17 protein-coding genes are annotated in these 19,732 nt (G+C 58.9%); 15 read left to right on the top strand and 2 right to left on the bottom strand.

The genetic code is table 11. The annotated features are described in order from the left end of the window. Position 1: 1 nt before the first annotated feature. Both ubiG and KJY40_RS21105 read right to left on the bottom strand, forming a co-directional pair. Positions 2-700: a bifunctional 2-polyprenyl-6-hydroxyphenol methylase/3-demethylubiquinol 3-O-methyltransferase UbiG gene (gene ubiG / locus KJY40_RS21110; protein WP_230732540.1), complete on the bottom strand. Its 699-nt coding sequence runs from the start codon at positions 698-700 to the stop codon at positions 2-4. Between the two features lie 57 nt (positions 701-757). Next, on the bottom strand, positions 758-2,092 hold the full coding sequence (locus tag KJY40_RS21105) for a TRZ/ATZ family hydrolase (RefSeq protein ID WP_230732537.1): 1,335 nt from the start codon (positions 2,090-2,092) through the stop codon (positions 758-760). 108 nt (positions 2,093-2,200) lie between these two features. Here KJY40_RS21105 and mtnA point away from each other — a divergent pair, with 108 nt between their 5' ends. The 15 genes from mtnA (at position 2,201) to KJY40_RS21030 (ending at position 19,732) form a co-directional block, all read left to right on the top strand. Next, positions 2,201-3,277, top strand: coding sequence for an S-methyl-5-thioribose-1-phosphate isomerase (mtnA, locus tag KJY40_RS21100; protein WP_230732533.1), 1,077 nt, complete (start codon positions 2,201-2,203; stop codon positions 3,275-3,277). A 438-nt stretch (positions 3,278-3,715) separates the two neighbouring features. After that, entirely contained in the window at positions 3,716-6,379 is a 2,664-nt protein-coding gene (gyrA, locus tag KJY40_RS21095; RefSeq protein ID WP_230732530.1) for a DNA gyrase subunit A, read from the top strand. Positions 6,380-6,443: 64 nt separating this feature from the next. Further along, a complete protein-coding gene (gene serC, locus KJY40_RS21090; protein WP_007950912.1) occupies positions 6,444-7,529 on the top strand; it encodes a 3-phosphoserine/phosphohydroxythreonine transaminase in 1,086 nt (361 codons plus the stop codon). Further along, positions 7,529-8,623 (top strand): prephenate dehydratase, encoded by a 1,095-nt coding sequence (pheA, locus tag KJY40_RS21085; RefSeq protein WP_007950913.1) that lies wholly within the window; start codon positions 7,529-7,531, stop codon positions 8,621-8,623. The genes serC and pheA overlap by 1 nt, the downstream gene beginning before the upstream one ends. A 12-nt stretch (positions 8,624-8,635) precedes the next feature. After that, entirely contained in the window at positions 8,636-9,748 is a 1,113-nt protein-coding gene (gene hisC, locus KJY40_RS21080) for a histidinol-phosphate transaminase (protein WP_230732529.1), read from the top strand. Between the two features lie 28 nt (positions 9,749-9,776). Continuing rightward, the gene (locus KJY40_RS21075; RefSeq protein WP_230737736.1) at positions 9,777-11,984 is read left to right on the top strand and encodes a bifunctional prephenate dehydrogenase/3-phosphoshikimate 1-carboxyvinyltransferase; all 2,208 of its coding nucleotides are present in this window, start codon (positions 9,777-9,779) and stop codon (positions 11,982-11,984) included. Further along, on the top strand, positions 11,981-12,670 hold the full coding sequence (cmk, locus tag KJY40_RS21070) for a (d)CMP kinase (protein WP_011335369.1): 690 nt from the start codon (positions 11,981-11,983) through the stop codon (positions 12,668-12,670). Before KJY40_RS21075 ends, cmk begins: the two co-directional genes overlap by 4 nt. Before the next feature lie 120 nt (positions 12,671-12,790). Further along, entirely contained in the window at positions 12,791-14,476 is a 1,686-nt protein-coding gene (gene rpsA / locus KJY40_RS21065; RefSeq protein WP_230732525.1) for a 30S ribosomal protein S1, read from the top strand. A 202-nt stretch (positions 14,477-14,678) separates the two neighbouring features. Further along, positions 14,679-14,957, top strand: a complete 279-nt coding sequence (locus tag KJY40_RS21060; RefSeq protein ID WP_230732523.1) for a hypothetical protein — start codon at positions 14,679-14,681, stop codon at positions 14,955-14,957. Between the two features lie 151 nt (positions 14,958-15,108). Continuing rightward, positions 15,109-15,405, top strand: a complete 297-nt coding sequence (gene ihfB / locus KJY40_RS21055) for an integration host factor subunit beta (RefSeq protein WP_007950920.1) — start codon at positions 15,109-15,111, stop codon at positions 15,403-15,405. Positions 15,406-15,432: 27 nt separating this feature from the next. Then, on the top strand, positions 15,433-15,672 hold the full coding sequence (locus KJY40_RS21050) for a lipopolysaccharide assembly protein LapA domain-containing protein (RefSeq protein ID WP_230732521.1): 240 nt from the start codon (positions 15,433-15,435) through the stop codon (positions 15,670-15,672). 230 nt (positions 15,673-15,902) lie between these two features. Continuing rightward, positions 15,903-16,979, top strand: a complete 1,077-nt coding sequence (rfbB, locus tag KJY40_RS21045; RefSeq protein ID WP_230732518.1) for a dTDP-glucose 4,6-dehydratase — start codon at positions 15,903-15,905, stop codon at positions 16,977-16,979. Continuing rightward, complete coding sequence (gene rfbD / locus KJY40_RS21040; protein WP_230732517.1) at positions 16,976-17,869, top strand: dTDP-4-dehydrorhamnose reductase; 894 nt, start codon at positions 16,976-16,978, stop codon at positions 17,867-17,869. Before rfbB ends, rfbD begins: the two co-directional genes overlap by 4 nt. Continuing rightward, positions 17,866-18,756, top strand: a complete 891-nt coding sequence (gene rfbA / locus KJY40_RS21035; RefSeq protein ID WP_230732514.1) for a glucose-1-phosphate thymidylyltransferase RfbA — start codon at positions 17,866-17,868, stop codon at positions 18,754-18,756. The genes rfbD and rfbA overlap by 4 nt, the downstream gene beginning before the upstream one ends. Positions 18,757-18,811: 55 nt before the next feature. Next, positions 18,812-19,732 (top strand): glycosyltransferase, encoded by a 921-nt coding sequence (locus KJY40_RS21030; RefSeq protein ID WP_230732512.1) that lies wholly within the window; start codon positions 18,812-18,814, stop codon positions 19,730-19,732.

Genomic DNA, 19,732 nt, shown 5'->3' with positions numbered 1-19,732 from the left:
CTTACTCCTCGCGCAGGGTCTGGATCATGTAGTTGACGTCAACGTCCGCCGCCAGCTTGTAGTGCTTGGTCAGCGGGTTGTAGGTCAGACCGATGATGTCCTTGACGGTGAGGCCGGCCATGCGGCTCCACGCGCCGAGCTCGGACGGACGAATGAATTTCTTGAAGTCGTGGGTGCCGCGCGGCAGCAGCTTCATGATGTATTCCGCGCCGACGATGGCGAACAGGTACGCCTTCGGGTTGCGGTTGATGGTGGAGAAGAACACCTGGCCGCCGGGCTTGACCATGCGGAAGCAGGCGCGGATCACCGAGGACGGGTCCGGCACGTGCTCGAGCATTTCCAGGCAGGTAACCACGTCGAACTGCTCGGGCATTTCTTCGGCCAGGGCTTCGGCGGTGATCTGGCGGTACTCGACGTTCACGCCGGATTCCAGCTGATGCAGTTGCGCGACCGCCAACGGTGCTTCGCCCATGTCGATGCCAGTCACGGACGCGCCGCGCTGGGCCATGGCTTCGCTGAGGATGCCGCCGCCGCAACCGACGTCGAGAACCTTTTTGCCGGCCAGGTTAACGCGCTCGTCAATCCAGTTGACCCGCAGCGGGTTGATGTCGTGCAGCGGTTTGAACTCGCTTTCGCGGTCCCACCAGCGATGGGCCAGGGCTTCGAATTTGGCGATTTCGGCGTGGTCGACGTTGCTCATGATTCAATCCTCTAAAACTTGAAAAAGGCTGTAGCCCCGAAGTTTGCCCCGGGGTGTTTACGATTCGGTGTGGCCGCTGATGCGTCGGCCCCAGGTCCGGGCGGTTTCGCCGAGCTGTTGTTCGTCCAGTCGGGTCAGGCGGCGGTCGTCGAGCAGCTGTTTGCCGGCGACCCACAGGTGTTTCACGCAGTCGCGGCCGGTTGCGTATATAAGCTGCGAGACCGGGTCATAGACCGGTTGCTGTGCCAGGCCGGACAGGTCGAAGGCGACGATGTCTGCGGCCTTGCCGAGTTCCAGCGAGCCGGTCTCGGCTTCGATCCCCAAGGCTCGCGCGCCGTTCAGCGTGGCCATGCGCAGCGCCCGGTGGGCGTCCAGCGCGGTGGCCGAGCCGGCGACGGCTTTGGCCAGCAGGGCGGCGGTGCGGGTTTCACCCAGCAGGTCCAGGTCATTGTTGCTCGCGGCGCCATCGGTGCCGACCGCGACATTGACCCCGGCCTGCCACAGGCGCTCCACCGGGCAGAAGCCGCTGGCCAGTTTCAGGTTCGACTCCGGGCAGTGGATCACGCTGGTGTTGCTTTCTACCAGCAACGCCAGGTCGTCATCGCTGATCTGGGTCATGTGCACCGCCTGGAAGCGCGGGCCGAGCAGGCCCAGTCGGCCGAGGCGGGCCAGCGGGCGTTCGCCGCGCTGTTCGACCGCCTGCTGTACTTCGAAAGCGGTTTCGTGGACGTGCATGTGGATCGACGCGTCCAGCTCTTCGGCGATCACGCGGATTTTTTCCAGGTTCTCGTCGCCCACGGTGTAGGGTGCATGAGGGCCGAAGGTGATCTTGATGCGCTCGTGATGCTTCAGGTCGCCGAACAGTTCGACGCCCTGACGGATGGCCTCATCGGCGCTGGCGGCGCCCGGAATCGGAAAATCAAGGATCGGAATCGCGATCTGTGCGCGGATTCCGCTGTTGTGCACGCGCTCGCTGGCAACCTTCGGGAAGAAGTACATGTCCGAAAAACAGGTGATGCCACCTTTTATCTGCTCGGCGATGGCCAGATCGGTGCCGTCACGCACAAAATCTTCATCGACCCATTTGCCCTCGGCCGGCCAGATGTGGTTTTCCAGCCAGGTCATCAGCGGCAGATCGTCGGCCAGGCCACGGAACAGCGTCATCGCGGCGTGGCCGTGGGCGTTGATCAGACCGGGACTGAGCAGAACGTCCGGCAGTTCGCGGACTTCGGCGGCGTTACACTTCAGCGCTTCGGCACGCGGGCCGATGAACACGATGCGGCCGTCGCGGATGCCCAGGCCATGCTCCTTGAGCACAACGCCTGCGGGTTCGACGGGTACCAGCCAGGTCGGCAGCAATAATAAGTCGAGCGCAATGGCAGGTTTCGGCATCGAGGGTCGGTTCCAGTGCTTTTGTAAAGGATGGCGAAGTATACCCGAGCGTCTTCGCGGGGGGATCGCTATAATCGGCGGCTTTTGTTCATGAGTGCGGGGTGAGGGATGCGCGATCGACTGTTGGCTGCGGAGAAAGTAAAGGCCATCGATTGGCGTGATGGCGCGCTCCACCTGCTGGATCAGCGCGTTTTGCCGTTCGAGGAAAACTGGATCGCCTACACCAGCGCCGCCGGCGTGGCCGAGGCAATTCGTTCGATGGTGGTGCGCGGTGCGCCGGCCATCGGCATCAGCGCCGCCTACGGCATCGTGCTGGCGGCCCGTGCCCGGATTGCCGAAGGCGGCGACTGGTATGCGTCGCTGGAGGAGGATTTCATGCTGCTGGCCGATTCCCGTCCAACGGCGGTGAACCTGTTCTGGGCGTTGAACCGCATGCATGACCGGCTGGATCGTTTGAAGGAAAACGCCGATCCGCTGGCAGCGCTGGAAGCTGAAGCCATCGCCATTCATGAAAGCGATCGCGAAGCCAATCTGACCATGGCCCAGCTCGGTGTCGACCTGATCCGCAAGCATCAGGGCAATGCACAGGCGATTCTGACCCACTGCAACACCGGCGCCCTGGCCACCGGCGGTTTCGGCACGGCGCTCGGGGTGATTCGCGCGGCGTTCATCGAGGGCATGGTCGAGCGTGTCTACGCCGACGAAACCCGGCCGTGGCTGCAAGGCTCGCGCCTGACCGCGTGGGAACTGGCCAACGAAGGCATTCCGGTGACCCTGAACGCTGACTCCGCCGCTGCGCACATCATGAAAACCAAAGGCGTGACCTGGGTGATCGTCGGCGCCGACCGGATTACCGCCAACGGCGACGTGGCGAACAAGATCGGTACCTATCAACTGGCGGTCAACGCGATGCACCACGGCGTGCGTTTCATGGTGGTGGCACCGAGCTCGACCATCGACATGAACCTGGCCAGCGGTGATGACATCCCGATCGAAGAGCGCGACGGCGCCGAGTTACTGGAGGTTGGCGGCAAGCGCGTCGGGGCTGACGTCGAAGCGTTCAACCCGGTGTTTGACGTGACCCCGGCGGATCTGATCGATGTGATCGTCACCGAAAAAGGCATCGTCGAGCGCCCGGACACCGCGAAAATGGCGCAGTTGATGTGCCGCAAGCGCCTGCATTGATTGGCTTGATGTCTGCGTTGTCCTCTTCGTCGGATCGCCGCCCGGAGCAGGCTCGCTCCCACAGGTTTTGTGATCGCCACAGAACCTTGTGGGAGCGAGCTTGCTCGCGCAGGGGCCTTAAAAGTCAATAAACATCCCCAAACCAAACCCGATTTCAGCATTCAAAGAAGCTCTGAGCCTCTCTCGTCCCCGTTAAGCCTGTCATCGGTCATCTAACTATGCTCCATGCGCATCTGGGGGATAGGTGCGTGGCGGCTCTTGTGATAACATCCGGCGTTTTCCGAGGCAGTCCCACGGGGTTGTCTTCACTGCGCAAATCCAGGGTCAACCTGTCGATTTGTCGTAAGTCGGCGCATGGCACTCGGCCTGCATCGACGAGCTTCGTGCGTCCCCTATGGATATGGCGAAGTTTCACCAGAAAAAGGAATCAGGCTTCTCATGGGCGAACTGGCCAAAGAAATCCTCCCGGTCAATATCGAAGACGAGCTGAAACAGTCCTATCTCGACTACGCGATGAGCGTGATCGTCGGCCGTGCACTGCCGGATGCGCGCGATGGCTTGAAGCCCGTGCACCGTCGCGTGCTGTTCGCGATGAGCGAGCTGGGCAACGACTTCAACAAGCCGTACAAGAAATCTGCCCGTGTCGTCGGTGACGTGATCGGTAAGTATCACCCGCACGGTGATACCGCGGTGTACGACACCATCGTCCGTATGGCGCAGCCATTCTCGCTGCGTTATCTGCTGGTGGACGGCCAGGGCAACTTCGGTTCGGTGGACGGCGACAACGCCGCGGCCATGCGATACACCGAAGTGCGCATGACCAAGCTGGCGCACGAGCTGCTGGCCGACCTGCACAAGGAAACCGTGGACTGGGTGCCGAACTACGACGGCACCGAACTGATCCCGGCGGTCATGCCGACCCGCGTACCGAACCTGCTGGTCAACGGTTCCAGCGGTATCGCCGTGGGCATGGCGACCAACATTCCGCCGCACAACCTCGGTGAAGTCATCGACGGTTGCCTGGCCCTCATCGACAACCCCGAGCTGACCGTCGATGAGCTGATGCAATACATTCCCGGCCCGGACTTCCCGACCGCCGCGATCATCAACGGTCGCGCCGGCATCATCGAAGCCTACCGCACCGGCCGTGGCCGCATTTACATGCGCGCCCGTTCGATCATCGAAGACATCGACAAGGTCGGTGGCCGTCAGCAGATCGTCATCACCGAACTCCCTTACCAGCTGAACAAGGCGCGTCTGATCGAGAAGATCGCCGAGCTGGTAAAAGAGAAGAAACTCGAAGGCATCACCGAGCTGCGCGACGAGTCCGACAAGGACGGTATGCGCGTCGTGATCGAGCTGCGTCGCGGCGAAGTGCCTGAGGTGATCCTCAACAACCTCTACGCCCAGACCCAGCTGCAATCGGTATTCGGCATCAACATCGTTGCGCTGATCGACGGCCGTCCGCGGATCCTGAACCTCAAGGATCTGCTGGAAGCCTTCGTCCGTCACCGTCGCGAAGTGGTTACCCGCCGTACCGTGTTCGAACTGCGCAAGGCGCGCGAGCGTGGTCATATCCTCGAAGGTCAGGCCGTTGCCCTGTCGAACATCGACCCGGTGATCGCCCTGATCAAGGCGTCGCCGACCCCGTCGGAAGCCAAGGAAGCGCTGGTCAGCACGCCGTGGGAATCCACTGCCGTGGTGGCGATGGTGGAACGTGCCGGTGCCGATTCGTGCCGTCCGGAAAACCTCGATCCGCAATACGGTCTGCGCGACGGCAAGTACTTCCTGTCGCCGGAGCAGGCGCAAGCCATTCTGGAACTGCGTCTGCACCGCCTGACCGGTCTGGAGCACGAAAAGCTGCTGGCCGAGTATCAAGAGATCCTCAACCAGATCGGCGAGCTGATCCGCATCCTCAACAGCGCCGTGCGCCTGATGGAAGTGATCCGCGAAGAGCTGGAAGTGATCCGCGCCGAATACGGCGACGTGCGCCGCACCGAAATTCTCGATGCCCGTCTCGACCTGACTCTGGGCGACATGATCCCGGAAGAAGAGCGTGTCGTGACCATCTCCCACGGCGGCTATGCCAAGACCCAGCCGCTGGCTGCGTACCAGGCCCAGCGTCGGGGCGGTAAAGGCAAATCGGCTACCGGCGTTAAGGATGAGGACTACATCGCTCACCTGCTGGTTGCCAACAGCCACACCACGCTGCTGCTGTTCTCCAGCAAGGGCAAGGTGTACTGGCTGAAGACCTACGAAATTCCGGAAGCGTCCCGCGCCGCCCGTGGTCGTCCGCTGGTCAACCTGCTGCCGCTGGATGACGGTGAATACATCACCACCATGCTGCCGGTCGAGGAATACACCGAAGGTCACTACATCTTCATGGCGACCGCCAACGGCACCGTGAAGAAGACTCCGCTGGAATCCTTCAGTCGTCAGCGCAGCGTCGGTCTGATCGCGCTGGAGCTGGATGAAGGCGACGTGCTGATCTCCGCAGCCATCACCGATGGCGAGCGTGAAGTGATGCTGTTCTCCGACGGCGGCAAGGTCACCCGCTTCAAGGAATCCGACGTTCGTGCCATGGGCCGTACCGCCCGTGGTGTGCGCGGCATGCGTCTGCCGGAAGGGCAGAAGCTGATTTCGATGCTGATCCCGGAAGAAGGCAGCCAGATCCTCACCGCTTCCGAGCGTGGTTATGGCAAGCGCACCGCGATCACCGAGTTCCCTGAGTACAAGCGTGGCGGCCAAGGCGTGATCGCCATGGTCAGCAACGAGCGTAACGGCCGTCTGGTCGGTGCGGTTCAGGTGCTCGACGGCGAGGAGATCATGCTGATTTCCGACCAGGGCACGCTGGTGCGTACCCGTGTCGACGAAGTCTCCAGCCTGGGTCGTAACACCCAGGGCGTGACCCTGATCAAGCTGGCCAAGGATGAAACCCTGGTCGGTCTGGAGCGGGTTCAGGAGCCGTCGGAAGTCGAAGGTGAAGAGTTTGAAGGTGAAGAAGGTGTCGAGCTGGAGGAGGGCGTGATCGGCGCCGAGCCGGACGATGCGGTCGACAACCTGCAGGCGGACGCCGCAGACGAAGAAGAGTCGCAAGACTAACCAAATCGTAGCAGGGCAGAGTGTTTGCTCTGTCCGCTACCGTGATTGCATAGCGAGAGTGGATGTGAGCAAACGAGCCTATAACTTCTGCGCAGGTCCCGCTGCGCTGCCTGAAGCTGTCCTGTTGCGTGCCCAGTCCGAGATGCTCGACTGGCACGGCAAGGGTCTGTCGGTCATGGAAATGAGCCATCGCAGCGATGACTACGTGGCCATCGCCGAGAAGGCCGAACAAGACCTGCGCGACCTGCTGTCCATCCCCTCCAATTACAAAGTGCTGTTCCTGCAGGGCGGTGCGAGCCAACAGTTCGCCGAGATTCCGCTGAACCTGCTGCCCGAGAACGGCACTGCCGACTATGTCGAAACCGGCATCTGGTCGAAGAAAGCCATCGAGGAAGCGCGTCGCTTCGGCAACATCAACGTTGCTGCCAGCGCCAAGCCTTATGACTATCTGGCCATCCCTGGTCAGAACGAATGGAAACTGACCCCGGGTGCGGCCTATCTGCACTATGCGTCCAACGAAACCATCGGCGGCCTGCAGTTTGACTGGGTTCCCGAGGCCGGTGACGTTCCGCTGGTGGTCGACATGTCCTCCGATATCCTCTCGCGTCCGATCGATGTGTCGCAGTACGGCCTGATCTACGCCGGCGCGCAGAAGAACATCGGCCCGAGCGGTCTGGTGGTAGTGATCGTCCGTGAAGACCTGCTGGGCCGTGCCCGCAGTTCGTGCCCGACCATGCTCGACTACAAGATCTCCGCCGATAACGGCTCGATGTACAACACCCCGGCGACCTATTCCTGGTACCTCTCGGGTCTGGTTTTCGAGTGGCTGAAGGAGCAGGGTGGCGTCGCCGCGATGGAGCAGCGCAACAAGGCGAAGAAAGATCGTCTGTACGGCTTCATCGACAACAGCGATTTCTACACCAATCCGATCAGCGTCAACGCCCGCTCGTGGATGAACGTGCCGTTCCGCTTGGCTGACGAGCGTCTGGACAAGGCGTTCCTGGCCGGCGCCGACGCCCGTGGCCTGCTCAATCTCAAGGGTCATCGTTCGGTTGGCGGCATGCGTGCCTCGATCTACAACGCCCTGGGTCTGGACGCTGTCGAAGCGCTGGTCGGCTACATGGCTGAATTCGAGAAGGAGCATTCCTGATGTCCGAGCAGGAGCTCAAGGCGCTGCGCGTTCGCATCGATAACCTGGATGAGAAAATCCTCCAGCTGATCAGCGATCGCGCGCGCTGCGCCGAAGAAGTTGCCCGGGTCAAGATGGCCAGTCTGGCCGAAGGCGAGCAGCCGGTGTTCTACCGTCCCGAGCGTGAGGCACAGGTTCTCAAGCGCGTGATGGAACGCAACAAGGGGCCGTTGGGCAACGAAGAGATGGCGCGCTTGTTTCGCGAAATCATGTCTTCGTGCCTGGCACTCGAGAACCCGCTGAAAGTGGCTTATCTGGGTCCGGAAGGCACCTTCACTCAAGCGGCGGCCATGAAGCACTTCGGTCACGCGGTGATCAGCAAGCCGATGGCGGCGATCGACGAAGTGTTTCGTGAAGTGGCGGCCGGTGCGGTGAATTTCGGCGTGGTGCCGGTGGAGAACTCCACCGAAGGCGCGGTCAACCACACCCTCGACAGCTTCCTCGAGCACGACATGGTGATCTGTGGCGAAGTCGAGTTGCGCATTCACCACCACCTGCTGGTCGGTGAAAACACCAAGACCGACAGCATCAGCCGCATCTATTCCCACGCCCAGTCGCTGGCCCAGTGCCGCAAGTGGCTGGACGCCCATTACCCGAATGTCGAGCGCGTGGCGGTGTCCAGCAACGCCGAAGCGGCCAAGCGGGTCAAGGGTGAGTGGAACTCGGCAGCGATCGCCGGTGACATGGCGGCCGGGCTGTATGGCCTGACCCGTCTGGCCGAGAAGATCGAGGATCGCCCGGACAACTCCACGCGCTTCCTGATGATCGGTAACCAGGAAGTGCCGCCGACCGGCGACGACAAGACTTCGATCATCGTGTCCATGAGCAACAAGCCCGGCGCGCTCCACGAGCTGCTGGTGCCGTTCCATGACAACGGGATCGACCTGACCCGGATCGAAACCCGTCCGTCGCGCAGCGGCAAATGGACCTACGTGTTCTTCATCGACTTCGTCGGTCATCACCGTGATCCGCTGATCAAAGGTGTACTGGAAAAGATCAGTCAGGAAGCAGTAGCACTCAAGGTGCTGGGTTCCTACCCGAAAGCAGTTCTTTAAGGGGTGGTAGCAATGAGTGGCAACTTCCTCGCTCTGGCACAGCCGGGCGTGCAACAACTCTCGCCATACGTGCCGGGCAAGCCCGTGGACGAACTGGCGCGCGAGCTGGACCTGGATCCGGCAAGCATCGTCAAGCTGGCGAGCAACGAAAACCCGTTGGGCGCCAGCCCGAAAGCGCTGGCCGCGATCCGCGAAGCGCTGGACGAGCTGACCCGTTATCCGGACGGCAACGGTTTTGCCCTGAAATCCCTGCTGGCCGAACAGTGCCGTGTCGAGCTGAATCAGGTGACCCTGGGTAACGGCTCCAACGACATTCTCGAGCTGGTGGCGCGCGCCTATCTGGCGCCGGGCCTGAATGCCGTGTTCAGCGAGCACGCGTTCGCGGTCTACCCGATCGCGACCCAGGCGGTCGGCGCTCAGGCCAAGGTCGTTCCGGCCAAGGATTGGGGGCATGACCTGCCAGCCATGCTGGCGGCCATCGACGCCAACACCCGCGTTGTGTTCATCGCCAACCCGAACAACCCGACTGGTACCTGGTTCGGCGCCGAAGCGCTGGACGAGTTCCTGCAGGACGTGCCGGAGCATGTGCTGGTGGTGCTGGATGAGGCCTACATTGAATACGCCGAAGGCAGCGATCTGCCGGACGGTCTGGACTTCCTCGCGGCTTATCCGAACCTGCTGGTCTCGCGCACCTTCTCCAAGGCCTACGGTCTGGCGGCGCTGCGCGTTGGTTACGGCTTGTCCACTCCGGTGGTGGCGGACGTGCTGAACCGTGTACGCCAGCCGTTCAACGTCAATAGCCTGGCTTTGGCCGCAGCCTGTGCAGCATTGAAGGACGAGGAATATCTGACGCAAAGCCGTCAGCTCAACGAATCCGGCATGCAACAGCTGGAAGCGGGTTTCCGCGAGCTGGGCCTGAGCTGGATTCCGTCCAAGGGCAACTTTATCTGCGTCGACCTCGGTCAAGTGGCGGCTCCGGTGTTCCAGGGCTTGCTGCGCGAAGGCGTGATCGTGCGTCCGGTGGCCAACTACGGTATGCCGAACCATCTGCGGGTGACCATCGGTCTGCCGGCGGAAAACAGCCGCTTCCTCGAAGCGCTGCGCAAGGTTCTGGCTCGTGGGTGATGTCACTGCGCTGCAATCTGCTGCACCTATGATCGGGCGCCTGGTGGTGGTCGGTCTGGGGTTGATCGGTGGTTCGTTTGCCAAAGGCTTGCGTGAAAGCGGCGTGTGCCGCGAGGTGGTCGGGGTCGATCTCGATCCGCAATCGCGCAAGCTGGCGGTCGAGTTGGGCGTGGTGGATCGCTGCGAAGACGACCTGGTGGCGGCTTGCCAGGGCGCGGACGTGATCCAGTTGGCGGTGCCGATCCTGGCCATGGAAAAAGTGCTGGCCCGTCTGGCTGGCATGGATCTGGGGCAGGCGATCCTGACGGATGTCGGCAGCGCCAAGGGCAATGTGGTGCGCGCGGCGACCGAAGCGTTTGGCGGCATGCCGGCGCGTTTCGTGCCGGGTCATCCGATTGCCGGCTCCGAGCAGAGCGGGGTGGAAGCCTCCAATTCAGAGCTGTTCCGCCGTCATAAAGTGATTCTGACCCCGCTGGAGCAGACCGATCCGGCTGCCCTGGCGGTGGTTGATCGCTTGTGGCGCGAGCTGGGCGCCGACGTCGAGCACATGCAGGTCGAGCGTCACGATGAAGTGCTGGCTGCGACCAGTCATCTGCCGCACCTGCTGGCCTTCGGTCTGGTCGATTCGCTGGCCAAGCGCAATGAAAACCTAGAGATCTTCCGTTACGCTGCGGGCGGTTTCCGTGATTTCACAAGAATCGCCGGAAGCGACCCGGTCATGTGGCATGACATCTTTCTCGCCAACCGCGAGGCTGTCCTGCGCACACTCGATACATTTCGCAGCGACCTCGACGCTTTGCGCGACGCGGTCGATGCAGGGGATGGGCACCAATTGTTGGGCGTCTTCACGCGCGCCCGGGTTGCCCGCGAGCATTTCAGTAAAATCCTGGCCCGCAGGGCCTATGTGGACGCTATGAATTCCAACGATCTGATTTTCCTGGCTCAACCTGGTGGCCGCCTGTCCGGTCGGATTCGCGTACCGGGTGACAAATCGATTTCCCACCGTTCGATCATGCTCGGTTCCCTGGCTGAAGGCGTCACCGAGGTCGAAGGCTTCCTCGAGGGCGAAGATGCCCTGGCAACCTTGCAGGCGTTCCGCGACATGGGCGTGGTCATCGAAGGCCCGCATCACGGCCGCGTGACTATCCACGGTGTCGGCCTGCACGGCCTGAAACCTGCGCCGGGCCCGATCTATCTGGGCAACTCCGGCACTTCGATGCGCCTGCTGTCCGGCCTGCTGGCCGCGCAGGACTTCGACAGCACCCTGACCGGTGATGCATCGCTGTCCAAGCGTCCGATGAATCGCGTGGCCAATCCTTTGCGGGAAATGGGCGCCGTGATCGAAACCGCTGCCGAAGGTCGTCCACCGATGACCATTCGTGGCGGTCACAAGCTCAAAGGCCTGACCTACACCATGCCGATGGCCAGTGCCCAGGTTAAATCCTGCCTGCTGCTGGCCGGTCTGTACGCCGAAGGCAAGACCACTGTGACCGAGCCGGCTCCGACCCGAGACCATACCGAGCGTATGCTGCGCGGCTTCGGCTACCCGGTGAGCGTTGACGGCGCGACGGCGTCCGTCGAGTCCGGCGGCAAGCTGGCTGCGACCCACATCGAAGTGCCGGGCGATATCTCGTCGTCGGCGTTCTTCCTGGTGGCCGCGTCGATCGCTGAAGGTTCGGAACTGGTGCTCGAACACGTCGGCATCAACCCGACACGTACCGGTGTGATCGACATCCTGCGCCTGATGGGTGCCGACATCACCCTGGAAAACCAGCGTGAAGTGGGTGGCGAGCCGGTAGCAGATCTTCGCGTGCGGGCAGCTAAACTCAAGGGTATTGAGATTCCGGAAGCGCTGGTTCCATTGGCCATCGACGAATTCCCGGTGCTGTTCGTGGCCGCGGCCTGCGCCGAAGGGCGCACCGTGCTGACCGGCGCTGAAGAGTTGCGGGTCAAGGAATCGGATCGTATCCAGGTCATGGCGGACGGTCTGCTGGCGCTGGGCGTCAAGTGCGAACCGACCCCGGATGGCATCATCATCGACGGCGGCCAGATCGGCGGCGGCGAAGTGCATGGTCATGGCGATCACCGTATCGCGATGGCTTTCAGTGTGGCCTCGCTGCGCGCCACGGCACCGATCCGCATTCATGACTGCGCCAACGTCGCGACATCGTTCCCGAACTTCCTGGCGCTGTGCGCTCAGGTCGGCATTCGTGTGGCGCAAGAGGCTCAGTCGTGAACAACATTGCACCGGTCATCACCATCGATGGGCCAAGCGGCTCGGGCAAAGGCACCGTAGCCGGGATTCTGGCCAAGCGTCTGGGCTGGAACCTGCTTGATTCCGGTGCGCTGTATCGGCTGCTGGCATTTGCTGCGCACAACCATGGTGTCGACCTGACCAATGAAGAGCTGCTGAAGAAACTGGCCGCTCATCTGGATGTGCAGTTCATCGCGGCGACCGACGGTCAGCTGCAACGCATCATTCTGGAAGGGGATGAAGTGAGCGATGTCATTCGCACTGAAAGCGTCGGTTCCGGCGCTTCTCAGGTGGCTGCATTGCCGGCTGTGCGAGAGGCGCTGCTGCAGCGCCAGCGTGCTTTCCAGGAAGCGCCGGGCCTGGTGGCCGATGGTCGCGACATGGGCACGGTGGTTTTTCCGAACGCGCCATTGAAGATTTTCCTCACTGCCAGTGCCGAGGAGCGGGCGCGTCGTCGATATTTGCAGTTGAAGGGCAAAGTCGAGGGTGTTAGTCTGTCGAGTCTGCTAGATGAGATCCGTGCGCGCGACGAGCGTGATACCCAGCGAGCGGTGGCCCCGCTCAAGCCGGCGGCCGACGCCATACAGCTGGATTCCACGGAGTTGTCCATCGATCAGGTGCTTGAACGCATCATGAGCGAGATCGCCATTCGCGATATCGCCGGGTGACCAGGAAGGCCGCAGGGGACCAGTCATAGTCCTGCGGTGGCTTCCTTTAAATGAAACTGACCCGCATCGTCTGGGATGTGGAGACGGGCGTATTTTTCGCCCTAATCAACAGGAATTAAAATGAGCGAAAGCTTTGCGGAACTCTTTGAAGAAAGCCTAAAGACCCTGAACCTTCAGGCAGGCTCCATCATCACCGGTGTTATCGTTGATATCGATTACCAGGCTCGCTGGGTAACCGTTCACGCTGGCCTGAAGTCCGAAGCACTGATCCCTCTGGAGCAGTTCTACAACGACGCTGGCGAACTGAACATCAACGTCGGTGACGAAGTTCACGTTGCGCTGGACTCGGTTGAAGACGGTTTCGGTGAAACCAAGCTGTCCCGTGAAAAAGCCAAGCGCGCTGAATGCTGGATCGTTCTGGAAGCAGCCTTCGCAGCTGAGGAAGTGGTCAAGGGCGTTATCAACGGTAAGGTTAAAGGCGGCTTCACTGTCGACGTTAACGGCATCCGTGCGTTCCTGCCAGGTTCCCTGGTTGACGTCCGTCCAGTGCGCGACACCACGCACCTGGAAGGCAAAGAGCTGGAATTCAAGGTCATCAAACTGGACCAGAAGCGCAACAACGTTGTCGTTTCCCGTCGCAGCGTCCTGGAAGCCGAGAACTCCGCCGAGCGTGAAGCTCTGCTGGAATCCCTGCAGGAAGGCCAGCAAGTCAAAGGTATCGTCAAAAACCTCACCGATTACGGCGCATTCGTCGATCTGGGTGGCGTGGACGGCCTGCTGCACATCACCGACATGGCGTGGAAGCGTATCAAGCACCCTTCCGAAATCGTCAATGTTGGCGACGAGATCGACGTCAAGGTTCTGAAGTACGATCGCGAGCGCAATCGTGTTTCCCTGGGCCTGAAGCAACTGGGTGAAGATCCATGGGTTGCTATCAAAGCCCGTTACCCAGAAAGCACTCGCGTTACCGCTCGTGTAACCAACCTGACCGACTACGGCTGCTTCGCTGAGCTGGAAGAAGGCGTTGAAGGTCTGGTACACGTTTCGGAAATGGACTGGACCAACAAGAACATCCACCCTTCGAAAGTCGTACAAGTCGGCGACGAAGTGGAAGTCATGGTTCTGGACATCGACGAAGAGCGTCGTCGTATCTCCCTGGGCATCAAGCAGTGCAAGTCGAACCCATGGGAAGACTTCTCTGGCCAGTTCAACAAGGGCGACAAGATCTCCGGCACCATCAAGTCGATCACCGATTTCGGTATCTTCATTGGTCTGGACGGCGGCATCGACGGTCTGGTTCACCTGTCCGACATCTCCTGGAACGAAGTGGGCGAAGAAGCCGTGCGTCGTTTCAAGAAGGGCGACGAGCTGGACACCGTTATCCTGTCGGTTGACCCGGAGCGTGAGCGTATCTCCCTGGGTATCAAGCAACTGGAAAGCGATCCGTTCTCCGAGTACGTCTCGGTTAACGACAAAGGCGCAATCGTTAAGGGCACTGTGAAAGAAGTTGACGCCAAAGGCGCCATCATCGTTCTGGCCGACGATATCGAAGCGACTCTGAAAGCCTCCGAAATCAGCCGTGACCGCGTTGAAGACGCGCGTAACGCTCTGAAAGAAGGCCAGGAAGTTGAAGCCAAGATCATCAGCGTTGATCGTAAGAGCCGTCAGATCAGCCTCTCCATCAAGTCGAAAGACGACGCTGAAGAGAAAGAAGCTATCCAGAGCCTGAAAGCAGCTCCGGAAGGCGAAGCAGCTGACACCACCATGGCGGCACTGCTGCGTCAAGCAATGGCCAAACAGAACTGAGTTCTGTCTGATCATTAAAAAGGGCGACTTCGGTCGCCCTTTTTTGTGCCTGCGATTTGGTGGGTGCCGCTCTCTGTTGATTGGGTGAAACCATTCCCTTTGCCGGGCGGTCTGTTTCTTTAATCGGATCAATCGTCTATTCGCGTCTAGGCTTAGTCTGAAGATCGCAGTAGTCGGGCAGGTGCCTGGCATAAGGATGTGAATGAACAAGTTTATGGTTCTGTTGGGTATGTTGGTGTTGGCAGGCTGTACTACCAGCGCCAAGACCCACGCGGTGCGTGGAGTCAGTGGTATCGAGGTTGACTGCTCCGGTTTGGGTTCGGGCTGGGACAGGTGTCAGAAGCGTGCCGCCAAGGAGTGCAAGGGGGCGGGTTATAAGGTGATCACGCGATCTGATGATGCGCGGGATGAGGATGAGTTTCCCTTTGGCTTCAATCCCGCCGGCTATGTCACTCGAACCATGCTGGTAATTTGTCGATGAGCGAGCGTTGGCGTGCATGCGATCCGATGCCCTGAAAATGGGCGTTTCGGCGAGCGGAAAGATATGTCAAGCCCTGGGCTGTTCAAAATCTTCCGGGCATGCTAAAACCTTTCAAGCGCTGATCTAGCTGCTTGAAAAAGAAGGGAAAAATATGACGAAGTCGGAGTTGATCGAACGAATTGTCACCCATCAGGGGCTGCTCTCATCCAAGGATGTCGAGCTGGCCATCAAGACCATGCTTGAGCAAATGTCCCAGTGTCTGGCCACGGGGGATCGTATCGAGATCCGTGGTTTTGGCAGCTTTTCCTTGCACTATCGTGCGCCGCGTGTCGGTCGTAATCCAAAGACCGGCCAGTCCGTCAGCCTTGACGGTAAATTCGTTCCGCATTTCAAACCAGGCAAAGAGCTGCGCGATCGCGTGAACGAGGAAGAGGAGGAGGGTGCTTGATGGTCGCCGTTATTCAAGGAGCTGTTCATGAGTAATCTCAGGCGCCTGGTGCTTTCCGTTTTCATTTTGCTGGTTGTATTGGCAATACTCGCGTTTGTTCTCGAGAATCAGCAATCGGTTTCCCTGGTGTTTCTCGGCTGGTCGGGGCCGCAACTTCCCGTATCGGTGGTTACGGTAGGTGCGTTGCTTGTCGGTATGTTGATCGGACCGGTTTTTGGTTGGTTTCTGGGACGTGCGTCCAAGGCTTCACGCAAGCGTCTTGTCTGATCGCGACATGAAAGGAAAGGCGGACCAAACTTTAGCCACAGCTTGTCCATATCCATTAGTAAAACGTTCATTAAGCTGTAAAATGCTGCGGTTGGCCGATAGTGGCATATTCCCCACATCGGTTCAGACTGACTCTGTCAGAAGCCCGGCTGAATTGATGGCTTTTGCATTTATGGATTAGACAGCGCTCGGTTGGCGGCCCTGTCAGCAACTCAAGGGTATGGTTTCGCGTGAAAATTCTAGTTACCGGTGGTGCCGGATTTATCGGCTCGGCAGTCATCCGTCATATCATTTCCAACACTAACGACGCCGTCGTGAACGTTGACAAGCTGACTTATGCCGGCAACCTTGAGTCGCTGGCCGACGTTAGTCAACACTCACGCTATGCCTTTGAGCGTGTCGATATCTGTGATCGGGATCAGATCGATCGCGTCCTTCGGGAACATCAACCGGATGCAATCATGCATCTGGCTGCAGAATCTCACGTTGACCGTTCGATTTCCGGCCCGTCCGAATTCATACAGACCAATATTATTGGCACCTACACATTGCTGGAAGCTGCACGCCACTATTGGTCTGCGCTGGACGAAACCCGCAAGGCCGCGTTCCGTTTCCATCACATCTCCACTGATGAAGTGTACGGCGACCTCGAAGGTCCTGAAGACCTCTTCACCGAAACCACACCTTATCAGCCGAGCTCGCCCTATTCGGCCAGCAAGGCCAGTTCCGATCACCTTGTTCGCGCCTGGGCTCGTACCTATGGTTTGCCGACATTGGTCACCAACTGCTCGAACAACTACGGTCCGTGTCATTTCCCTGAGAAGCTGATCCCGCTGATCATTCTCAATGCACTGGAAGGCAAGCCATTGCCGGTTTACGGGAAGGGCAATCAGGTTCGTGACTGGTTGTACGTGGAAGATCATGCTCGTGCGTTGTACAAAGTCGTCACCGAGGGTGTCATCGGTGAGACGTACAACATTGGTGGTCACAACGAAAAGCAGAACATCGAAGTGGTTCAGACCCTTTGCGCGCTGCTGGATGAGCTTCGGCCGGATTCCGCGCATCGTCCGCACGCCAGTTTGATCACTTATGTTCAGGATCGCCCAGGACATGACCAGCGTTATGCGATCGATGCGAGCAAGATTCAGCGTGAGCTCGGCTGGGCACCAGAAGAAACCTTCGAGACCGGTATCCGTAAAACCGTTGAATGGTATCTGAACAACTCGGAATGGGTTGAGCATGTAAAAAGCGGCAGCTATCAGCAGTGGATTGATCAGAACTACAGCGATCGCTCAAGCAAAGCATGAAAATCCTTCTTTTTGGAAAAAATGGTCAGGTTGGCTGGGAGCTGCAACGCTCCCTGGCTCCTCTAGGCGAACTCATCGCACTGGATCGCCACCTGTTCAACGGCCTGTGTGGTGATCTGTCGGACCTGGACGCCTTGCGCGCAACGATCCGCAATCTGAAGCCTGATGTGATAGTCAACGCTGCTGCGTACAATGCCGTCGATAAGGCGGAGTCCGAAAAGGAACTCGCTGCCCTTATCAATACCCAGGCAGTTGCCGTCATGGCGAATGAGGCGTTGGAGCTGAATGCCTTGCTGGTTCACTACTCGACGGATTATGTGTTCAGTGGTGAGGGTGAATCACCCTGGCTGGAAGGCGACTCCGTTGGGCCACTCAATCAGTACGGAATCAGCAAGCGCGCCGGCGAAGAGGCGATCGTCGCTTCCGGATGTTCGCACCTGATCTTTCGTACGAGCTGGGTCTATTCCACCTGGGGCAGCAACTTCGCGAAAACCATGTTACGTCTGGCCAAAGAGCGTGAAACGTTAAACGTGATTTTCGATCAGGTGGGTGCGCCAACCGGGGCTGAATTGATTGCTGATGTCACGGCCCACGCCATTTTGAAAGTGAAGCAGAGTGCAGGCCTGACGGGTATCTACCATCTGGTTGCCGGTGGTGAAGTTTCCTGGCACGGCTATGCTTCCCATGTCATCGAGTATGCGCGAAAGAACGGCGAGCAATTGAAGGTGACTGAAGTCAATCCGATCGAGTCGGCAGCCTATCCGACTCCGGCGCGTCGTCCCTTGAACTCCCGTCTGAACACCCAGAAACTGCAAGACAATTTTGCCCTTCACTTGCCGGAATGGCAAAGCGGCGTAAACAGAATGCTGATGGAAGTTTTTAATAAATGATCAAGACAAATCGAAAGGGAATTATTCTGGCCGGCGGTTCGGGAACACGCTTGCACCCGTTGACTCTGGGTGTTTCCAAGCAAATGTTGCCGATCTATGACAAGCCGATGATTTTTTATCCGCTGTCCGTGCTCATGCTCGCAGGTATGCGAGAGATCCTGATCATTTCCACTCCTGAAGATTTGCCAAACTTTCGCAAGTTGCTGGGTGACGGCAGTCGCTACGGTATTCAACTGACTTACGCAGAGCAGCCAAGTCCTGATGGTTTGGCTCAGGCGTTTATTATCGGTGAAGAATTCATCGGCAAGGATCCTTGCTGTCTGATTCTCGGTGACAACATATTTTACGGTCAGCACTTCTCCGATAACTTGCGTTCTGCCAGCAATCAGGAAAATGGCGCGACTGTATTTGGTTATCACGTTTCTGATCCGGAGCGTTTCGGCGTCGTTGAGTTCGATGCGTCAGGTCGCGCATTGAGCATCGAAGAGAAACCGCTCAAGCCTAAGTCCAGTTACGCCGTCACCGGTCTTTATTTCTACGATAACCAGGTTGTCGATATCGCCAAGGGCATCAAACCCTCCGAGCGAGGCGAGCTGGAAATCACAGATGTCAACCGTGCCTATCTTGAGCAAAAAACGCTCAATGTCGAAATGCTAGGTCGAGGCTTTGCCTGGCTGGATACCGGTACCCACGACTCGCTGCTTGAAGCCAGCCACTTTGTGCACACCATCGAGCACCGGCAGGGTCTGAAGGTGGCCTGTCTTGAAGAGATTGCGTTCAACAATGGCTGGATCACGCCGGAGCAGTTGAGCGATCAGGCAGAAGCCCTCAAGAAAACGGGCTACGGGCAGTATTTGAAGAAGCTGTTGGATTCGACTTCTTTCTGAATCTGAAAAATACGTTTTTCAAACGAAGCGTTCAATCCGTGCAAGCAGGAACGGCATGCCAGTAGAACATCCGAAGGTTGCAGTTTTACTGGCTGCCTACAATGGAGTGCGATGGATTGAGGAGCAACTTTCCTCAATTCTCAATCAAGCAGCAGTCGATGTCACTGTATACATCAGCATTGACCCTTCTTCCGATGGTACAGAAGCCCTGTGCCTGAGGTACGCGGCCGAGCATCCCTGTGTAATAGTCCTCCCGGACTCCGGGCGTTTTGGCGGTGCATCACGCAATTTCTTCAGACTTGTCCGCGATGTCGATTTTGGCGGCTTCGACTTTATTGCCTTTTCGGATCAGGATGACATCTGGCACTCGGACAAGTTGCTTCGTGCCACCCGAAGTATTGCAGAGCAGCGAGTTGACGCGTATTCCAGTAACGTCACGGCATTCTGGCCTGACGGTAAAACGATCCTTCTGGACAAGGCACAGCCACAGGTCGGCCTGGATTATTTGTTTGAAGCTGCCGGACCCGGTTGTACGTACGTTATGAGTAACGCTCTGGCGGGTTCATTGAAGGCCTCGATGCTTGCGAACTGGCAGCAACTGCAAGGTGTCAGTCTGCACGACTGGTATTGCTATGCTTACGCACGCAGTAACGGCTATCGCTGGTATATCGATCCGGCGACATCTATGGACTATCGTCAACACGAACGCAATCAGGTAGGCGCCAATACCGGTCTGCGCCCATTGATCAGGCGCTATAAAACCATTCACGATGGTTGGTGGTTCAGTCAGGTTGAACTGATTGCTGCGCTGGTGAAGTCTGAACAGTCGTCCTCGACTGTCAGTGGTCGTCGTCTGCGCGGAATGCAACTGATCACGCTTTCCTTCAGTGCCTGGCAGTGCCGGCGTCGGGTAAGGGATAAGGTCTTCTTCTTTTTTATCTGTTGGGCCAGCGCATTGTTGGGGAGCAAGTCTTGA

This window comes from Pseudomonas fitomaticsae, from assembly GCF_021018765.1.
Lineage (GTDB): Bacteria > Pseudomonadota > Gammaproteobacteria > Pseudomonadales > Pseudomonadaceae > Aquipseudomonas > Aquipseudomonas fitomaticsae.
Note: the sequence above shows the minus strand (reverse complement) of the source record. Positions and strands in the feature narration are given on the sequence as shown.

Excerpts from the sequence above, each read along its gene's own strand:
- ubiG (WP_230732540.1), bottom strand. The coding sequence starts at position 700 with ATGAGCAACGTCGACCACGCCGAAATCGCCAAATTCGAAGCCCTGGCC.
- KJY40_RS21105 (WP_230732537.1), bottom strand. The coding sequence starts at position 2,092 with ATGCCGAAACCTGCCATTGCGCTCGACTTATTATTGCTGCCGACCTGG.
- mtnA (WP_230732533.1), top strand. The coding sequence starts at position 2,201 with ATGCGCGATCGACTGTTGGCTGCGGAGAAAGTAAAGGCCATCGATTGG.
- gyrA (WP_230732530.1), top strand. The coding sequence starts at position 3,716 with ATGGGCGAACTGGCCAAAGAAATCCTCCCGGTCAATATCGAAGACGAG.
- pheA (WP_007950913.1), top strand. The coding sequence starts at position 7,529 with ATGTCCGAGCAGGAGCTCAAGGCGCTGCGCGTTCGCATCGATAACCTG.
- hisC (WP_230732529.1), top strand. The coding sequence starts at position 8,636 with ATGAGTGGCAACTTCCTCGCTCTGGCACAGCCGGGCGTGCAACAACTC.
- KJY40_RS21075 (WP_230737736.1), top strand. The coding sequence starts at position 9,777 with ATGATCGGGCGCCTGGTGGTGGTCGGTCTGGGGTTGATCGGTGGTTCG.
- rpsA (WP_230732525.1), top strand. The coding sequence starts at position 12,791 with ATGAGCGAAAGCTTTGCGGAACTCTTTGAAGAAAGCCTAAAGACCCTG.
- KJY40_RS21060 (WP_230732523.1), top strand. The coding sequence starts at position 14,679 with ATGAACAAGTTTATGGTTCTGTTGGGTATGTTGGTGTTGGCAGGCTGT.
- ihfB (WP_007950920.1), top strand. The coding sequence starts at position 15,109 with ATGACGAAGTCGGAGTTGATCGAACGAATTGTCACCCATCAGGGGCTG.
- KJY40_RS21050 (WP_230732521.1), top strand. The coding sequence starts at position 15,433 with ATGAGTAATCTCAGGCGCCTGGTGCTTTCCGTTTTCATTTTGCTGGTT.
- rfbD (WP_230732517.1), top strand. The coding sequence starts at position 16,976 with ATGAAAATCCTTCTTTTTGGAAAAAATGGTCAGGTTGGCTGGGAGCTG.
- rfbA (WP_230732514.1), top strand. The coding sequence starts at position 17,866 with ATGATCAAGACAAATCGAAAGGGAATTATTCTGGCCGGCGGTTCGGGA.
- KJY40_RS21030 (WP_230732512.1), top strand. The coding sequence starts at position 18,812 with ATGCCAGTAGAACATCCGAAGGTTGCAGTTTTACTGGCTGCCTACAAT.